Annotated in this window: 11 protein-coding genes; 7 read left to right on the forward strand and 4 right to left on the reverse strand. The window is 35.1% G+C overall.

What is annotated here, in order from left to right:
- The first annotated feature begins 10 nt into the window (after positions 1 to 10).
- The gene (locus tag ACM55G_RS07295; protein ID WP_416843240.1) at positions 11 to 5908 is read left to right on the forward strand and encodes a PKD domain-containing protein; all 5898 of its coding nucleotides are present in this window, start codon (positions 11 to 13) and stop codon (positions 5906 to 5908) included.
- A 10-nt stretch (positions 5909 to 5918) separates the two neighbouring features.
- Positions 5919 to 6914, forward strand: coding sequence for a PorP/SprF family type IX secretion system membrane protein (locus tag ACM55G_RS07300; protein ID WP_416843241.1), 996 nt, complete (start codon positions 5919 to 5921; stop codon positions 6912 to 6914).
- 106 nt (positions 6915 to 7020) lie between these two features.
- Here the strand turns inward: ACM55G_RS07300 and ACM55G_RS07305 are convergent, their stop codons facing one another.
- Positions 7021 to 7929 (reverse strand): DUF6268 family outer membrane beta-barrel protein, encoded by a 909-nt coding sequence (locus ACM55G_RS07305; RefSeq protein ID WP_416843242.1) that lies wholly within the window; start codon positions 7927 to 7929, stop codon positions 7021 to 7023.
- Between the two features lie 283 nt (positions 7930 to 8212).
- Here ACM55G_RS07305 and ACM55G_RS07310 point away from each other — a divergent pair, with 283 nt between their 5' ends.
- The 5 genes from ACM55G_RS07310 to ACM55G_RS07330 all read left to right on the forward strand — a co-directional run bounded on the left by ACM55G_RS07310 (position 8213) and on the right by ACM55G_RS07330 (position 12182).
- Positions 8213 to 8932: a hypothetical protein gene (locus tag ACM55G_RS07310; RefSeq protein WP_416843243.1), complete on the forward strand. Its 720-nt coding sequence runs from the start codon at positions 8213 to 8215 to the stop codon at positions 8930 to 8932.
- 290 nt (positions 8933 to 9222) lie between these two features.
- Positions 9223 to 10131, forward strand: a complete 909-nt coding sequence (locus ACM55G_RS07315; protein ID WP_416843468.1) for an NAD(P)/FAD-dependent oxidoreductase — start codon at positions 9223 to 9225, stop codon at positions 10129 to 10131.
- Between the two features lie 51 nt (positions 10132 to 10182).
- Complete coding sequence (locus tag ACM55G_RS07320) at positions 10183 to 10674, forward strand: hypothetical protein (protein WP_416843244.1); 492 nt, start codon at positions 10183 to 10185, stop codon at positions 10672 to 10674.
- 198 nt (positions 10675 to 10872) lie between these two features.
- A complete protein-coding gene (locus ACM55G_RS07325; protein WP_416843245.1) occupies positions 10873 to 11553 on the forward strand; it encodes a potassium channel family protein in 681 nt (226 codons plus the stop codon).
- Between the two features lie 173 nt (positions 11554 to 11726).
- Positions 11727 to 12182 (forward strand): tellurite resistance TerB family protein, encoded by a 456-nt coding sequence (locus ACM55G_RS07330; RefSeq protein WP_416843246.1) that lies wholly within the window; start codon positions 11727 to 11729, stop codon positions 12180 to 12182.
- Positions 12183 to 12738: 556 nt separating this feature from the next.
- Here the strand turns inward: ACM55G_RS07330 and ACM55G_RS07335 are convergent.
- The 3 genes from ACM55G_RS07335 to ACM55G_RS07345 are packed head-to-tail and all read right to left on the reverse strand — an operon-like array spanning position 12739 to position 18633.
- Positions 12739 to 14550 (reverse strand): alpha/beta hydrolase fold domain-containing protein, encoded by a 1812-nt coding sequence (locus tag ACM55G_RS07335; protein ID WP_416843247.1) that lies wholly within the window; start codon positions 14548 to 14550, stop codon positions 12739 to 12741.
- A complete protein-coding gene (locus ACM55G_RS07340; protein ID WP_416843248.1) occupies positions 14531 to 17509 on the reverse strand; it encodes a glycoside hydrolase family 2 protein in 2979 nt (992 codons plus the stop codon). The genes ACM55G_RS07335 and ACM55G_RS07340 overlap by 20 nt, the downstream gene beginning before the upstream one ends.
- The gene (locus ACM55G_RS07345; RefSeq protein WP_416843249.1) at positions 17509 to 18633 is read right to left on the reverse strand and encodes a glycoside hydrolase family 88/105 protein; all 1125 of its coding nucleotides are present in this window, start codon (positions 18631 to 18633) and stop codon (positions 17509 to 17511) included. Before ACM55G_RS07345 ends, ACM55G_RS07340 begins: the two co-directional genes overlap by 1 nt.
- Positions 18634 to 18635 lie beyond the last annotated feature (2 nt).

Genomic DNA, 18635 nt, shown 5'->3' on the forward strand with positions numbered 1-18635 from the left:
ATTCGCAATTATGAAACACCTTCATAAGATTATTTTTCTTTTTTTATTAGTAATTTCAGTTAATAATTTAAATGCTAAAAGCAATTACCCACATTTAGGCATCGATAAAATTGTTGTAGCGGAGAGTACCAATATTTTAGTATTACCAACTGCTACAATAACCACAAATACAACTTCTGTTTGTACTAATGGAACCCAACCTGTAATAACTTTTACAGGAATAGGAGGGACTGCTCCCTATACTTTTACGTATAAGATAAATGGTGGACCTGATATAATTACTTCTCAATCGACAGGAGATATTTTAACATTGAATGTGCCAACTTCTACTACAGGAAGTTTTGTATATACATTAGTTAGTGTAAAGGACTCAACTAATGCAACTCAAATGCAATCGGCAGCTGTAACAGTGACAGTAAATCCGCAACCAGATGCGACACTCAATGGATCTGGTTCAGGAACCTTTTTTAATGGAGTACCAGTATTTAGAATATGTAGTAATACAGTTTCTTTGTTCGCATTTACTAACAGTTCAAATACAACTTCAACAAATTCAAATTACACAATAAATTGGGGTGATGGTTCTCCTGACTTTGTGTCAAATGCATGGACATCAACTACGCATACGTATCAAATTGGATTATGGGACATGGTTTATACTATAGTAGGTCAGAATGGATGTTCAATTTCAAAACCTTATATTGTATTTGTAGGATCTAATCCAGCTGTTTCTTTAGGTAACCCAGGAAATACAGATATCTGCAATACAAGTTCACTCACTTTTCCCATCACAGGAACATCAAATAATCCACCAGGAACAAAATATACCGTTTCTTTTAACGATGGTTCGTCTCCTCAAGTCTTTAATCATCCACCGCCTGCTGATGTTTCCCATATTTTTTTGAAATCTTCCTGCGGGACTACGAGTTCTAATGGGATGATTTCCTATCAAAACTCTTTTGCCGCTAATATTATAGCTTCAAATCCCTGTGGAAATTCGGCTGTAGGGGTTGTACCAATTTATGTCTCAACACCTCCAAAAGCCGACTTTAAAATATCTTCAAATCCTGTTTGTACGAATACACAAGTTTGTTTTATAAACAATTCTTTTGACGCTAATGAAAATAATGGTAGTAATACTTCATGTAACACTAGTCCAAAAATAATTTGGTCAATTGTACCTACAACGGGTTTTAATATAGCCAGTGGAAGTTTGGGAAATGATTTTGGTTCAACTGATCCAAGTCTTTGGACAACTGGCTCTAATACTCTCTGTCCTGTTTTTTTAAACGCAGGAACCTATACCATTACGATGAAAGTAGGTAACCGTTGCGGAAATGATTTAATTGTAAAAACTATTTGTGTAGAGGCTCCACTAGTTCCACAATTTACCCTAGACACAAATTCAGGATGCGCACCATTAACGGTAAATACGACCAATACAACTAACATTACTAATGCATGTGTCCCGCCAACTTATCAATGGAATGTTACTTATACTGCAGCAAATTGCGGTATAATTTCATCTTACGTATATACTGGTGGAACAATAGCAACTTCGAGAAGTCCTTCTTTTAATTTTATAACGCCGGGAACATACAATATAACGCTGTCTACGACTAATTCTTGTGGTACCGTTACATCACCTTTGCAAACAGTAACAGTAAAAAAGCCTCCAACAGCCACTATAAATTCTATTCCAAATGCTTGTGGGACAGCAGCTATTTCACCAACTGCTGTAGTGCAAGGGTGCGCACCTGTTTCTAGTGTATTAACCTATGCTTGGAGTTTTCCTGGCGGTACTCCAGGAACTGCAACCGCTGCTATTCCGGGAACAATTACGTATAATACGTCGGGAAATTATACGGTTTCATTGACAGTAACCAATGAATGTGGTGTTTCTGTAACTGCCACCAAAACATTTTCTGTTAGCACAATACCAACTCTAACGAATACTGTATTAAATGAAACTATTTGTTCCGGTTCACAAACGACTTTAGTAAACTTGACGGCTGATACTGTTGGAACTACTTTTTCTTGGACGGCAACAGCAACTTCAGGAATCACCGGTTTTACGGCTTCTGGAACAACGAATACAATTCCTGTACAAACCGTTTCAACTACAAATACTGCAGTAGGAACAGTTAATTATGCCATTACTCCCCTATTAAATGGGTGTTCAGGAGCAGTTGTAAATTATGTTGTTACAGTAAACCCCGCACCAAAGATTACAACCCAGCCCGCTTCAAATACGGTTTGCCAGAATGGAACACTTAATGTATTATCTGTTGTTTTAAATACTTCAACAGGAACACCAACGTACCAATGGTATTCAAATACAAGTAATAATACAACTACAGGAACACCACTTTCTGGAGAAATAAATGCTACTTATGCCCCGCCAACTACAACTATTGGAACAATTTATTATTATAGTATTATTACATTGGGAGGTTCTGGAGGCTGTTCCAGCCTTACTTCTGCTATTGCAAATATTACAATTACTGCCGGTCCAACAATTATTTTACAGCCCACAGCATCACAAAATATCTGTGTTGGAAGTACGATAAACCCGCCATTAAAAGTAAGTTATTCTGGTGGAACAGGAATTCCGAGTTACCAATGGTTTTCAAACACAACCAATGCAAATAGTGGTGGAACCCTAATTTCGAGTGCCACTAGTTCAAGTTATACTCCACCGGTTTTCTCCGTTGCAGGAGTAAATTATTTCTATGCAGTTATAACAGTATCAGGAAACGGGTGTGGTACAATAACAAGTAATCCCGCAGAGGTTAAAATTGTTGCCGACCCAATTGTTAGTTCACAACCTTTGCCAACCCAAACTTTATGTCAAAATGGTGCTCCAACAGATTTATCTGTAACTGCCTCTGGAGATGCTGGTGTTGGAGCATTATCTTACCAATGGTTTTCCAATGGGACAAATTCAAATAATGGAGGAACATTATTAAATGGAGTAACAAATGCTACTTTTACCCCCCCTACAACAGCAATAGGATCAATTTATTATTACTCTGAAATTTCACAAACTGGTTTGGGCTGTAATACCAAAAGTAATGTAGCCACCGTAATTATAAATCCTACACCCACAATTACGTTGCAACCCTCCTCAAGTACGTTATGTTTAGGAGGAACACCAACACTTTTAAAAGTAGCTTACAGTAATGGAGTTGGTACGCCCCAATACCAATGGTATTCTAATGCAACTAAGGCTACAGTAGGAAGTACTTTGATTTCAGGAGCGACAGCTGATAGTTTCAATCCACCCGCTGTAATAGTTGGAACAACGTATTATTATTGTATTATTACGTTGTCTACTGGAGGATGTTCTGTTTTAACATCCGCTATTGCTGCGGTTAAAATCAATCAAAATCCTGTAATTGCAAATAAAAGTGCAGTACTCTGCAGCGGCACTGCTTTTACGGTTGCACCTGACAATTTAAGTGGTGATATAGTGCCAGCTGGAACCACGTATACTTGGGCAACTCCTGTAATTAATCCTTCGAATGCGGTTAATGGCGGATTGGCGGAAACGATTCCTCAAAATAATATCAGCCAAACGTTGATTAATACAACAACTAATCCGGCAACTGTTACTTATACCGTTACTCCAACTTCAGGAACTTGCGTTGGAACTAATTTTACAATTGTTGTAACCGTAAATCCATCGATAAGCCCAAATAGTATCGTGACAAATAGTACGTGTTTCGGCATTAATAATGGTTCAATACAAACTAATTTAACGGGAGGAATTCCTTTTACTACCGCTGAAGTATATGAAGTTTCATGGGTGGGACCAAACGGATTTACATCGAGAGCACCAAGTATTTATAACCTGTCGCCAGGAGAGTATACACTTTCGGTTTTAGATAATGGCGGTTGTCCTTTTTCAAAAAATTATAAAATTACAGAACCTGATGCCATCGTTAGTACTACCGATTTAGAAAAGGATATCACTTGTTTTGGTAATGCCAATGGAGCGATAGCAATTACAATAACTGGAGGTACTCTAAATTATAAGTACACTTGGACTAAAGATAATTTACCATTTGCAAACACTGAAGATTTATCAAATTTAAGTCCGGGTGTTTATACTGTTTCGGTTTCTGATACTAATAATTGTGGGCCAGTAACAGCTACTTTCACAATTACTGAGCCGCCTGTTTTAGTTTTAAATTTAAGAAGTCAGACTAATGTTTTATGTTTTGGAACTGCAACTGGAGCTATCGATATTAATGTAGTGGGAGGAACACCAATCCAGATTTCCCCTGGCGTTTTTGATTATAATTATGTTTGGACTGGACCAAACGGATTTACAAGTTCCAATAAAAATCTTAGTGCTATTTTTGCTGGGACGTACGACTTAACTGTAACGGATAATTCAGGCTGTACCAAAAAGCTATCGGTTCTTGTAACACAATCTTCAGAAATTATAATAAAGGCAACCACTACAGCAAACAATTGTTACGGCGATAATAATGCATCAATTAGCTTAGTTGTTTCCGGTGGAACTGCACCTTATAAAATTGTATGGAGTACTTTAGCAACGGGATTATTTCAAGACAATCTGTCGGCTGGGGATTATCTGATTACAGTGACAGATGCTAATGATTGTGTAAAAACACTTAATGTAAACATACCCGAAGCCCCTATATTTACTATTAATCCAGTGGTTAAAAACATCTCTTGTTTTGGAATGAATGATGGTAGTATAAATTTAAATTTAGTAGGAGGGATTACTCCACTAAAACTGGTATGGAGTGATGGAAGTACGGCTGGTTTGACTAGAAATAATCTAGGCGCGGGTTCTTATACTGTAACCATAACCGACAGTAAACCCTGTACTATAACCAGAACTTTTATACTATTGGAACCTCAAAAATTAGTGCTTTCGGCCAATGTAACTCATGCTTTCGATTGTGATGATGCCAATAGTGGTGCTATCAATCTGCTGGTTGCCGGTGGAACGCCGCCATTTACATACGCATGGTCAAACGGTGCGTTAACGGAGGATTTAACTGCTATTCCGGCTGGAAATTATTCGGTGTCAGTTACTGATGCCAGAGGTTGTACAAAATTAATCCAGAATGTTATCAACAGACAACCACCAACAGTAATTGGAGTGGAAACAAAAACTGATTTTAATTGTGAAACTAAATCTGTCAAACAAACTTTTGTGGCACAAGTTTCGGGTGGAGTCCCTCCGTATCAACTGACTTGGTCCAGTGGAACGGTAAGCGGAGTTAATAACGAAATGATGAATACCAATCAAAACGGAACAGTTATTCTTGGTGTTACGGATAATTTAGGTTGTATTTCAAATTATACTTTCAATGTGGCCATTCCAAGATTGGGTACGCCTTCCTTTACAACCAGTTCGTATTCGTATGCTACATTTGGTGCTTTTTCAATTAGTGATCCCATACAATTCACGAATACCGCTACGGGAGACTATAGTAGCACTGCATGGGATTTTGGGGACGGAAGTGTTTCCAGTGAAGAAAATCCAACTCATATTTTCGTCAAAGAAGGAAGTTATGTAGTGACGCAAACAGTTACCTATCCTTTTGGATGTATTTATACTCATATTGTAACATTGTTTATTGATAAAGGATATAAAATGGTAAATCCAAATGGGTTTACTCCCAATGGAGATGGAATTAATGAAACTTTTAAACCGGTTTTTGTTGGATTAAAATCACTTCAACTCGATGTTTATGATACTTGGGGAGAATTAATATATTCTGAAAAAGGAGAGACATTACAAGGATGGGATGGGAAAATAAAAGAAAGAGAATCCGAAAATGGGAATTATTATTACAAAGTAAAGGGAACGACTTTTTATGGAAAAATAATAAATGAAAACGGTCCTTTTGCACTAATCAAATAAGAAGAGTATAATGAAAATAAAAATAGCAACTTTTATAATTTTGTTTGCTTTTTCTTTAACGGTTAAGGCGCAAGATCCTATTTTTACACAGTATTTCATGGTTCCCGAAACGTTGAATCCTGGATTTACTGGATTCCTGGAAACTACAAACGCTGGAATAGTACACAGAACCCAATGGCCTGATTTGGATTTTAGAGTGGATACTGATTTTGGGTTTATCAATACGTGGTTAGAAAAGGCCAACAGCGGAATAGGGGTAAATGTTTTGAATCACAGAGAAAAATTCACGAATTATAATTTCACTCAGGTTAATTTTAATTATGCGTATCGAGTCCAATTAAATGACGATTGGTTTTTTAGACCTGCAGTCGAAATGGGTTTTGGGAACAAATCCTATGGTTTCCAGAATATTATTTTAGAAGACCAAATCAATATTGGACAAGGAACCATAAACACATCAAGTGTAGATCCACTTTTATTAAATGAAAAAGTAACTTTCTTTGATTTTTCGGCAGGAATGCTTTTTAACAATGAAGAAGCATGGTTTGGACTTTCTCTAAAACACATTAATAAACCTAATATCTCATTTTCAAACACCGGAAATGTACCGTTAGGGATGTTTTTCTCTGCCAACGCAGGATATGAATTCTTACTGGGAGATTATATTGACATTACCTATTTTCCTTATGAAACCAAAATGCTTTTAACGTCGAATTATATGCATCAAGGAGAATACAGCCGATTTGATTTGGGAACTGGACTTGTTTTTAAAAAGTTTTTCTTCGGAGTTAGCGGGGCTACGAATCCAGGTAAGAAAACGGATAACAGTCATTTCTTGACTTCGGTAAACGCCTTTGGAGGATTGCAATACGAACATTTTAAATTTGGTTATTCCCATGATTTTAGTACTTCTAAAATAGGTAAAACAGGTGGAATATATGAACTCTCCGTAACCTATCAATTTGATTTGGAAGTGAAATGTTTCGGTTGTCCAAATTATTATTAAGTATTAGGAAATCTATTAGGAAAAACGGTCTCCTTTATAATTACGAGACGGTTTTTTTATGAATTAGAATCGGTGAAAAGTGTTGAAAAAAAGGTTAAAAAATAGGTTATTTTTTAACCTTACTTAGATCAAAACGATAAATGGCTTCCATTTTAAAAACGAAGGTATTTGATTTGTCTTCGAATAATCGGGTACGGTTATCACCAAATTTTAACGCTAGAATTTGTAAATCAAGTTTTTGGTCGATTGGATATACTCTAAATTGGTTTAAAGAATATCCCATTTTTAGGCGCAAGAGTATTTTTTTGTCGAGCACGCTTCGTTGTACGTAAGAAGAAAAATCTATCGAATTATTTTCGACATAATTGGAACGGATATTATCGGTTGTCACTTTGTAACTGTTTCCATGACCCAAAAAATCAACACCTATTCTTGTTTTATCAGTCAAACTATAATTAATATCAGCATCATTTGGCATAAAGAAATTCATCTCGAAACGTTTATCCGGACTGTGATAATAGAGACCAATAATTGGCACCATCGATATACCATAAGCTTCAGTACTGCCATAAAGTCCAAAACTATAACCAAAGTTTTCGTCTCTTTTATATTTTAATAAAGCTAATCCTCCTAAGTAAATGTCTTCAGCGCTCAGATGGATATAATCAGAGGCGGCTTTTGGAAGAAATAGATAGATGCTACTCCAGTGTTCAGAATGGCTAATTCTTATACCAGCTCTTAAATTTGTCGAATATAGATGATTGTTATTGGAATCAGGAAATAATTGTAAGTTGTAGCTGCTGAAATTTACCCCAGTGATAACCGTGTATTTTTCATCTAAAACAACAGGTAGAGTAAGATTAGTTTGAAATGTGGATATGGTCGTGTTAATTGATGAATTTTCAAAAGTAGTTTTTTGCGATTTCCCATAGTTCACAGAAAATAGATCTATGTATTCTTGAGCGTTACATAAAAAAGGTACTATCAAAAATAACAATTGTATTATTTTTTTCATTTTATAAATTTTGATATTATTTTATTAATCCCAAATATTCATTCTTAAAATTAATAAAAAAAACCTTAATCCGCTTTAAACAAACGAGATATTGATTATTAATGTCCTAATTATTTGGCGAATATAATGATATTGTGCTTCTGTAAAATTGGTATTTAATGAATTCAGTGAATTATACAAGTAAACGGGAGATAATTTTGAATCAAAATAAATTGTAACAATCTCATTATCAGTATTTATTATTATATTTACGTAATAAAAATAACTTAAAAAAAATAATAGTATGAGAAACATTAAAAAATTTTTAAAACCAGTTTTGATAGTAATTTTTACCGTTGCATTTTTATCTTGTAAAAATAATAAAACTGAGAAAACAGAGCCTGAAGAAGCTAAGGCTATGGATACCACTTCCGCTGTTGCTGTCTTTGAACCTTTTAAAGTAATAGTGATTAAGCATAAAGTGGCTGATTATGAAAAATGGAGAAAAGGATATGATGCGCACGATTCGGTGAGAAAAGCGTATGGCATTTCGCATTATATGATAGGCAGAGGAATTGATGATTCGAATATGATTGTGGTAATAAATAAATTTAGCGATGTACAAAAGGCAAAAGATTTCAGCATGCTTCCAAATCTTAAAGAGGCGATGAAAAATGCAGGAGTAACCGGTAAGCCTGAATTCTCTTATTATGATGTAATACGGAATGATTCCTCCAAAATTGACCAGAAAGATCGATTAATGGTGGCTCATCGTGTAAAAGATTTTGATGCGTGGCTCAAAGTATACGATGCCGAAGGATTAACTACACGAATGGAAGAAGGACTCATTGATAGAGGAATGGCCCGCAGTATAGACGATCCGAATATGGTGACACTGGTATTTGCTATTACTGATATGAAAAAAGCCAAAGCAAGCATGACATCCGAAGCAAAGAAAAAGCTGATGATGGATGCCGGTGTAGAAGGCACTCCACAAATGTTCTTTTATAAAATTGTGGATTAGGCTACACGATTAAAACATATAAAGAAACCGTCTTGTTCATGGGAATTAGACGGTTTTTTTATAAAACAGTTGGTTTACGGTAAACCGTAAAGTAATGAATAAGTTGAGGTTTAGATTTGTTGAAATAAGATGATTTCTAGTTAATTATGTATAAACTAATCAAAGTATAAGAAGCTGTTTTATGGCACAAAGCCAACCTAAATTGGATAGATTGGAGCCATTTTATGGCTGGTATATTAACTGCATTGGTATTACCTTTACCATTAACCGCATTTACAAAGTTTAATGAAATGAAAGAAAGTAAAATATTTGATGTAATAGTTGTTGGCGGAAGTTATGCAGGACTTTCAGCAGGAATGGCAATGGGAAGGGCATTACGAAACGTGTTAATAATAGATAGTGGAAAACCTTGTAACATACAGACACCACATTCGCACAATTTTTTAACTCAAGACGGAAAAACACCGAAAGAAATATCAACTCTTGCCAAACAGCAAGTTGAAAAATACAATAGTGTAAAGTTTTATAGTGGAATTGCAACAAGCGGAATAAAATCCAAAAACGGCTTTGAAATAACAACTCAAACAAACGATAAATTTTATGCAAAGAAATTAATTTTTGCAACAGGTGTAAAAGACATTATGCCAAATATCAAAGGGTTTGCAGAATGTTGGGGAATTTCGGTTATTCACTGCCCATATTGCCACGGCTATGAATATAAAAACGACAAGACAGGAATTTTTGCAAACGGTGATATGGCATTTGAAATCGGCAAATTAATAAATAATTGGACAAAAGATTTAACTATTTTTACAAATGGAAAATCAACATTGACAAAAGAGCAAATTCTAAAATTGCAAAACCATAACATAAAAATAATCGAAAGCGTAATAAACCATCTAGAACACAAAAATGGACAAATTGAAAGCGTTGTTTTTGAAGATAAAACGATTGAAAAAATAAATGCTTTGTACACTAGACTGCAATTTGAACAACAATGTGAAATACCAAAACAATTAGGTTGCGAATTAACAGAACAAAATTATATAAATATTGACTTTTTTCAAAAAACAACCGAACACGGAATATTTGCCTGTGGAGACAATACAAGTTTAATGCGTTCCGTATCATATGCAATTGCAATGGGCGGAGTAGCAGGAGCAATGGTAAATAGAGAAATAATAGAAGAAGAATTTTAAACGAATCCGCGAAACGTTCATAGGTTATTAAACCAAAACCGCAACAAGAATATGCACAGATTTGAAGACTTAATATACCGAAGCACATCATTTACATTAAGTGCATTAGAAAAGACTAATTCGAAAATCATTGAAGCACTCCAAACAAGTGGATCAACAAATCATGTGAAAAATCTTCAAATGATTCAACTTCAAAAGGCAATATTTGCGATTGGAATGATCTCGATGTTCGATGCAGGATTACAAGACCAATTATCTTGTAGGAACGGATTTGAAGGTGCTAAAAATGTGCTTAAAGAAAAACAAAACTTAGAACTCCACGATAGTTTTGATGAATTTATATGTGCCATTAATGTTTTAAAACATGGGGAAGGAAGGAGTTATGATGCTTTAGTATCAAAATCCGAAACACTCCCATTTAGAATAAAATTGCGAGGAGAAAATTTCTATGACGAGGGTGACGTTTCTGAAATTAATACATTAATAGAGGTAGATGATAATTTTGTTTTAAACTGTGCGATTTTAATTGATAAGGTTTCATGAAATCAGGAATTAAATATAATCCATAATAGCTACTACAAAGGATTTAGGCAATTGGATTAATTTAAAAATGGGTCAATATTTGGGATGTTTAGTGATCAAAGGATAAATCTTATTAATTTCCAAACCTTATAAAAGCTTTAGGGACTTTAGTAGAATACAAAATAATATAAATTTAAAATATAGAATTCATAATTGAATATGGAAAATGTAAAAACAAGTAGAATTGATGAAAAATTAGGGTATTTTAATATTATAATTTTAGTATTAACGATTTATGTTTTAGGTGCTTTATTAGTAGAAACCGTTTTTGTATTACCAACTGAAACAGCAAAACTTCTCGATTTTATTGATAAAACAATTTGCCTGATATTCTTTATAGATTTTACAGTTAGATTTTTTAAAGCCAAGAATAAATTAATATTTATGCGTTGGGGTTGGATTGACTTAATTTCAAGTATTCCAGTTGTAAATTATTTTAGAGCGGGTAGGTTATTGCGTTTGATTAGACTCTTACGAATTATTAGAGCGTTTCGTTCTTCAAAACAATTACTAAATCACGTTTTCAAAAATAAAGCAAAAGGTGCGTTTACATCAGTTTCTATATTCGCAATTTTATTAATCATATTTTCTGCAATTGCAATTTTGCAAGTAGAAAATACAAAAGAAGGAAATATTAAAAGCGCAGAAGATGCAATTTGGTGGGCTTACGTCACAATTACAACAGTTGGTTATGGTGATAAATATCCTGTAACTACTGAAGGTCGGCTAATTGCTGTGATTTTAATGACTGCTGGAGTTGGACTTTTTGGAACATTTACAGCTTATGCTTCCTCCTGGTTTGTTGAAGACAAGATTACGAAGGAAGAAATTCTTGAATAATAAATTAATTATAAATTTATTACTGATAAAATCAGCTGCACCCGATTTTGATATTAGTTTTAATTTAAAGTTCTTCTTCTAATTACAGTTTCCCTAACAATCAAATGGTAATTTATTCCTAAAGGAGAGCAATGTCTGATAAGGTTCGCAGTAACTTTAGCAAAAAAACAAATATGAGTTTATCTAATAAAGTTGAAGAAAATAATAATGCTGCCTTAAATCCTGTAACCTCTGAACTGGAAGCTTGGGTTGGAATTTTATATTCTTGTATTTCCGCGGACAATCTAATTAAGGATTCCGAAACAGCATCATTATCTAAATTGTTATATTCTAAAGAGAAGTTTGCTGGAATTGGTATTGCACATCTTTATGCAAAATCGTATCATTTAAAAACAGAACTTGGCCAATTAAAATACATTGCGGCTTGTTGTGAACTAATTAATGAAGCAGATAAAGAAACGGTATTTGCCCTTGCTTTGGAAATCTTACTTTCGGATGGCCTATTAGGGGAAGAAGAAAAAAACGTAATTGAAGTTTTATCAAAACAGCTTAAAATAGATACTGGAATGACCAGTAAAATTATAGAAGTTATCTTCTTGAAAAATAAAGGGAATCTTAAAGAAATATAAACAGCTGCTTCAGAGATTAATAGTTTGTTTAAAAATAGAGGAAATCTAAAGGAACTATTTTTTTAAATTGCAATCGCAACCCAAAAGAGGATTTCCATACGGGAATTCTCTTTTTCTATTTCATAACCGCTTTATATTAATATTATTACGTAATTTAGAGTATTAAAATTGCAAACCACATTCTGGGCTAATAATACATAACGTTGTCTTTAAAAACATTGAATTATCAAAAAGAAAATCAAAATAGCTAAAAAACACATTCACGAAAGACTGCATCGGGAACCGTATTTTACACATTCCAGATTGAAGTTTATTCCTAATATTGTTGTGAATCTAGTTAGCTTTTTATTTTCCTTAGCCGTGGTGGCTACTTTACTTTATTTTGTTCTGAATTATTTGGTTAAAAAGTTTTACCATTTGGATTAAAAAAAGTGGGATTATATCTCTTAAAGGTTTTTCATAATCATGTTACCCATACTCTGCTAAGCAAGGATAAGTTTTTTTTTAAAAAATAAAAGGCATTAAAAAGCCCTAATAAATAGGGCTTAATAAGAAATTATTGTTTTTTTAATTGAGTAAGCTCAGCTTCCTGAACCTTTAAAACAGTGCCATGACGAGTTCCTAAGGGAAAACTGATCTTTTCGGAAATATCCTCCCAGCCATTTGCCGTTTCTTTTACAGCACCATATTTTTTCTGGGTATATTTATCAAAGTAAACGACCCAATTTCCGTCTATTTTGACAGCGGTAGGTCCTTCAGCCCAATAATTCCCTGTAATAGAATTACCACCTTTAGTGTAGGGTCCCGTTAAACGCTTGCTGTAAGCTATTTTTATGTTTTTCTGTATTGGTTTTCGGGTTTCATCCTTTAGATACATAACAAAGCCCTTATCTTGTTTTAAAATAGTGGCATCAATAACATTAAACCCAGGCTCATAAAGAAGTTTAGTACGGGTGAATTTTTTAAAATCTTTTGTAGTGGTATAATAAATTCTATGATTGTATCCTTTTTCCTCCTCTAATTGGGTTTCCATAAATTTTCCTTCAATGGTCGAAGCCCAATAGATCATGTATTTATTCGTTTTTTCGTCAAAAGTGATTTCTGGTGCCCAAGTATTACGCGCATTTTTTTCATGGGCCATAACAGGAATAAATTCTTGTTTAGACCAATGAATTAGATCTTTTGACCAAGCATAGCCTATTCCCTTATCCGTCCAACTTACCGTCCAGACCATGTGATACAATCCATCTCCTCCTTTTATAATACAAGGATCTCTCATTAATTTATCTTTCCCCACTTCAGGAGTCAAAAAGGAAGTGTCATTTTTTAAAGTATTCCATTTATACCCATCTTCACTATAAGCTAAATGCAAACCATCCTCGCCATTTCCTTTAAAATAAGAAAAAACATAGCCATCTGCTTTTGGAATCAATCCGTTGGAAGCCAGCCATTTTTCACAAGCTTTTGGCCAATCTTTATTAGTCCCTGTAGTCCCTAAACCAAAACCATGTCCGCCATTTTCATACAGATGCATTTCAGTGGGTACTTTGTTTTGTTTTAAAGCCATATAATAATTGATGCTATTCTCAACAGGAACCGCCTTATCGTCTGTGGCATGTGCTAAAAACGCTTTGGGTGTATTGGAATCAACGTGTTTTTCATTGGAATATTTTGCAACCAATTCGCTGCTTGTATTTTTACCCAAAAGACTCTCTTTAGATCCATTATGAGTAATTCCGTTTTCCATAGAAATCACGGGATATATCAAAATTGAAAAATCCGGGCGAGCACTTATGTTGTCTTTCGAATCATATACATTGTCAGCATAATGTGTGGATAGGGTAGCGGCCAAATGTCCTCCCGCTGAAAATCCCATAATCCCTATTTTACTGGCATCTAAATGCCAGGTATCGGCATTGCGGCGCAATACTCTTACGGCTTCTTGTGCATCTTGCAAAGGGCCAATGGTTTTGTCTTTCATAATGACATCACTTGGCAATCTGTATTTAAGAACAAAGGCAGAAACCCCGATAGATTGAAACCATTCCGCTACTTTATCGCCTTCTTTTTCATGAGACAACAGCGCATAGCCACCACCAGGACAAATAATTACCGCTGTATTTTTGGAATTATTGTTATCCGCCAAAAAAACTTTCAAAGTAGGCTCCGTCACTTTTCTAATTCCCGTTATTTTTCCTTGGGAATCTAATCTGGGTTCTTGCTTATAGGCTTCATTATTTATTGCTCCGGGAATCTGGTTCCATAATTTTATTTCTTTGTTTTGTGAAAAAATGGTAGTTGTTAATCCGAAAAATAATACCAATTCCAAAAATAATACTTTACTGTTTTTATTCATCTTGTTTTTCATAAAATTCTATTTCAACTATACGCAACTGCCCTTTAGCATCAGCTGCTGTTTTATCTTTGAATAAATCTAATTCTTTATTTGCCTCGACTTCAATAATTTTGTCAAAAGCATCTTTTTCCGAATTGATTGCTGTTAATTCAATAGTTATTTGTTGTGCTAAAACGGGTTTTAAAGACAGCGTAATATATCCCAAACTTTGCATAGTATCCCCTTTATAGATTTCTTTTCCATCAGCTAAAATCCGAATAGGATAACTTTTAGTTCTCCATCCTGTAAATTTAACCACACATTCATTTAGTGCCGAAGGTTTGGCCAAGGTGTATATGATTCGACCCGTACTTATTTTTCCATCATTGGACCATTCTGTAAGTTCATTGTCATCAAAACTTTTATAAACATTTTCATTGTTCGACAAAGCAGTGGCATGTGAAATAAAAACAGGATTCCTTTTTATGGCATAAGAAGCCGTTTCAGGAGTTGGTCCTTTTTGTAAATTAGATGACAAATCGGCTCCGGGCAATTGTTTCGAAAGTCCGTTTTCAGTTGAAAATGCAGTTGCATTCCATACAATTTCTGACGATTGTAAACCTTCAGATTTGGCAATAACCCGTATTGCTCCGGATTTCAGCGTAGATTGTAACATGATTCTATTTACTCCGTTTTCTACAGGCAGGTTCTTCGAAAGAATATAATTATCCGGTCCTTGAGCAATTCCTCCAAGCCATGTTGCCTCTCCAGTAACAGAGAATTCAATCATTGCATTGTTTGTTGGACAACGAATACCGTCTTTGTCGACTACTTCCACATCCACCAAGGCAACATCGGCACCATCCGCTATCATTCCATTCGGGTTGGTGTGTTTAGATAGTCTAATTGCAAATGGAGCTCCGGAAGTGGTTTTTGTCGCTTCGCTGAGTATTGCTCCTTTAGCATTATAACTAACTGCTTTTATAGTTCCAGATTCCCATTGAATAGTATCGAAGGTAAACAGAAAAGAATTGCTTCGCGTTCCAAATCCTTTCGACTTCCCATTGACAAAAAGTTCCACTTGGTCTCCGGTTGAAACTACATATTCCTTTTTTGCAGTGGCATTGGTATAATTCCAATGTCCTAAAATATGTGTTCGGTGTTTTTCTATATCTACCCAGCCATCCCATATCACTTGATGTGTGAAAAAACCATCTTTAGGAATGCGCATTGCATCCACTTCGCCACTGGTTCTGTAATTTGATTCGCCTCTATGATGGGTATTGGAATCCGAAAAAATAATATTGACACCTCCAGAGTTTACTCTTTTACCGGTACCTGGACGTTCCCTATAATAATCATTCCATCGAACTATATTTTCAATGGCATGTCTGTCCTGGTTATGATTGTAATCAGAAGCATTTTGTCCGCGATACAGCGGCCCTTCGCCTTCTTTATGATATGGAGGGGAATATTCATCCCAATATTTTCGTAGCCCTTCGTCTCTGGAATATTCTGTAGCCCACAATGGTTTTTTGGCGCTTTTATTGATGTAGAGCATTTCTCCTCCGTATTCCGCTTCTTGGCTGTCTAACATTTCACGGGAACCGATGGCTCTTCCACCATAAGGATCGTAGGTGTTTCGAATACTTTTCATTTCTTGCATATGGAGTTCACTGATGACTTCATTCCCACATTCATAAAAAATAATACTCGGATTGTTGCGATTGTAAATGATGGCATCCCGCATCAGGTTGACACGATGATTCCATTGTTCGCCTTTGGCATCTTTTTCGGCATCACCTGCAGGCATAGCTTGCATTAGCCCAACTCTATCACAGGATTCGACATCTTGTTTCCATGGTGTAACATGCATCCATCGCACTAAATTACCATTTCCTTCCACGACTAATTGATTGCTAAAATCACTTAACCATGCCGGAACTGACATTCCTATTGCAGGCCATTCGTTACTGGTTCGTTGCGCGTAGCCTTTGATTTGTATCACACGGTCGTTGAGTACAACTTCACCGTTTTTAAATTCCGTTTTGCGAAATCCAGTTTTAGTTTGTACTTCATCAATAACTTTTCCATCCACTTTCAAGATGGTTTTTACGGTATATAAATAGCCGTATCCCCAACTCCAAAAATGCAATGATTGTACGTGCTGACTCGCTTTGATTAATTTTGTTTCCCCCGGAGCAATTGTTGTTTTTTCTCCAGAAAATTCCGCCACCTTTTTATTTTCCATATCCAATAATTCTACCTTATATGAAAAAGTTTTAGGAACTGCATATTCATTTTTCACCTGAGATTCAGCCGTTATTAATGCTGATTTTGTTGGAATATTAATTTGGGTGGCATGGATATAAGTTCCTGTTGTTTCCAAGCCTGAATACAGCGGTAAAGTCTGGTATAATTTATCGGTTATATGCAGAAAAACATTCTTTGGAATCCCTCCATAGTTTGCATTAAAATTGTTGTTATTCCATTGAAAAGTGGACCCCGTTTTTTGCTCTTTGTATTTCCAATCGTTATCAATACGAAGTGCCACCACGTTCTGGAAAGGATACGACTTTACGAATTGGCTGATGTCTAAACCAAATGACATGACTCCATTTTCATGCATGCCGACCTTTGTTCCATTCACATAAATTACACCACCTTGACGAATGCCTTCAAATTCTAAAAAAATCTTTTTATTCAAAATTCCTTGAGCAAGCTTGAACTTTTTGCGGTACCATACAATCCCAGTAGTTAGATCTTCAATAGATTTTTTAAAAGCCTCTTTTTGGTTATAAGCATGCGGAAGCGTAAGCGATTCCCAATTTTTATCATTAAAATTAATGTTTTTTGCCTCTAATAAATCTCCTGGCTTCAATTTCCAATCTGCGTTAAAATTGTATTTATTTCTAACAAATTCCTGCGAAAATGAAATCGAAACAGTCAATAATACCAACCAAAAACATAAAGCTTTTGAATATTTATCCATTATTTCATTTTATAAATTTCTGATCCTGCCAACAAAAAACAGCCTAATCCATAATCTTCAAAATCAGGAATTTTATCATAAGATAGCGGTTGTCCGTCTTTTGGTTCTTTACCAGTAGATTGCAGGAAGCCCAAAAAGCCATTTTCATGTAAACTTTCTTTTGTCAAGGCATTCCAAGCTTTTTGAATTACTGGTAAATAGGTTTCTTTTTTCAAAATTCCACTATTAATACCATAAGCGATTCCATAGACGAATAGTGCCGTGCCTGAAGTTTCTTTATCGCCAAAATTAGTTGGGTCATGTAAGCTTACATTCCAAAAACCATCTGTGCGTTGAACTTTAACTAATGCTTCTGACATCGCTTTCAAATCTTTTACATATTGTTCTCTGTGAGGTGCATTTTCTGGAATTATGGTCAGCACTTTGGCCAAAGCCGCAATTACCCAACCGTTACCACGACTCCAGTAGCAATCTTCTCCATTAGGTTCTTTATATGGTGGATCAAAATCAGCATCACGCCACCATAAACCATCTTTTGGATTAAAAAGACCATGATCGCCATGCTTATTCCTGGAAAACAGGTACATTTCATACATTTTTTCGAAATAACGATTGTCTTTTTCAAGTACGCCCATTTTTGCAAAAACAGGCATTCCCATTTGTATGGCATCAATCCATGACCAGTCGTTCAATTGAGGCGTATTAAGCAACATATTAATAGTTGCTTTTGTATTCTTCAATTTTTTAGCATCCGGTTCTAAGTTATATAGATCGATATAGGTTTGAGCAGCACAATAATTGTCAGCATTTCGGGTGGTATTCCCACTATTAAATCCCCATTTATGAAATTCTGACCAGGAATAGGCATAATTATAATAGGCTTCTTTTGGGTAAATTTCATGTAAGGCCATTAATCCTTCATAATACACCCCGCGAGTCCAAATATTGCTGGGACGTTCCTTGTTGGTAATTATAGTTTTACCGGTATCTGGCCATTTGTCCATAAAATAGCCATTTGCCAATTGCATTTGTTTCAATACCAGGCTTCTGTCGAATGTTTGTTGTGCCATTGTAGTTCCCGAATATATAAGGGAGATAGCGAAAAATAAAAGTAGTTTTTTCATTT

It is taken from the genome of Flavobacterium algoriphilum (genome assembly GCF_048158655.1).
GTDB lineage: Bacteria > Bacteroidota > Bacteroidia > Flavobacteriales > Flavobacteriaceae > Flavobacterium > Flavobacterium algoriphilum.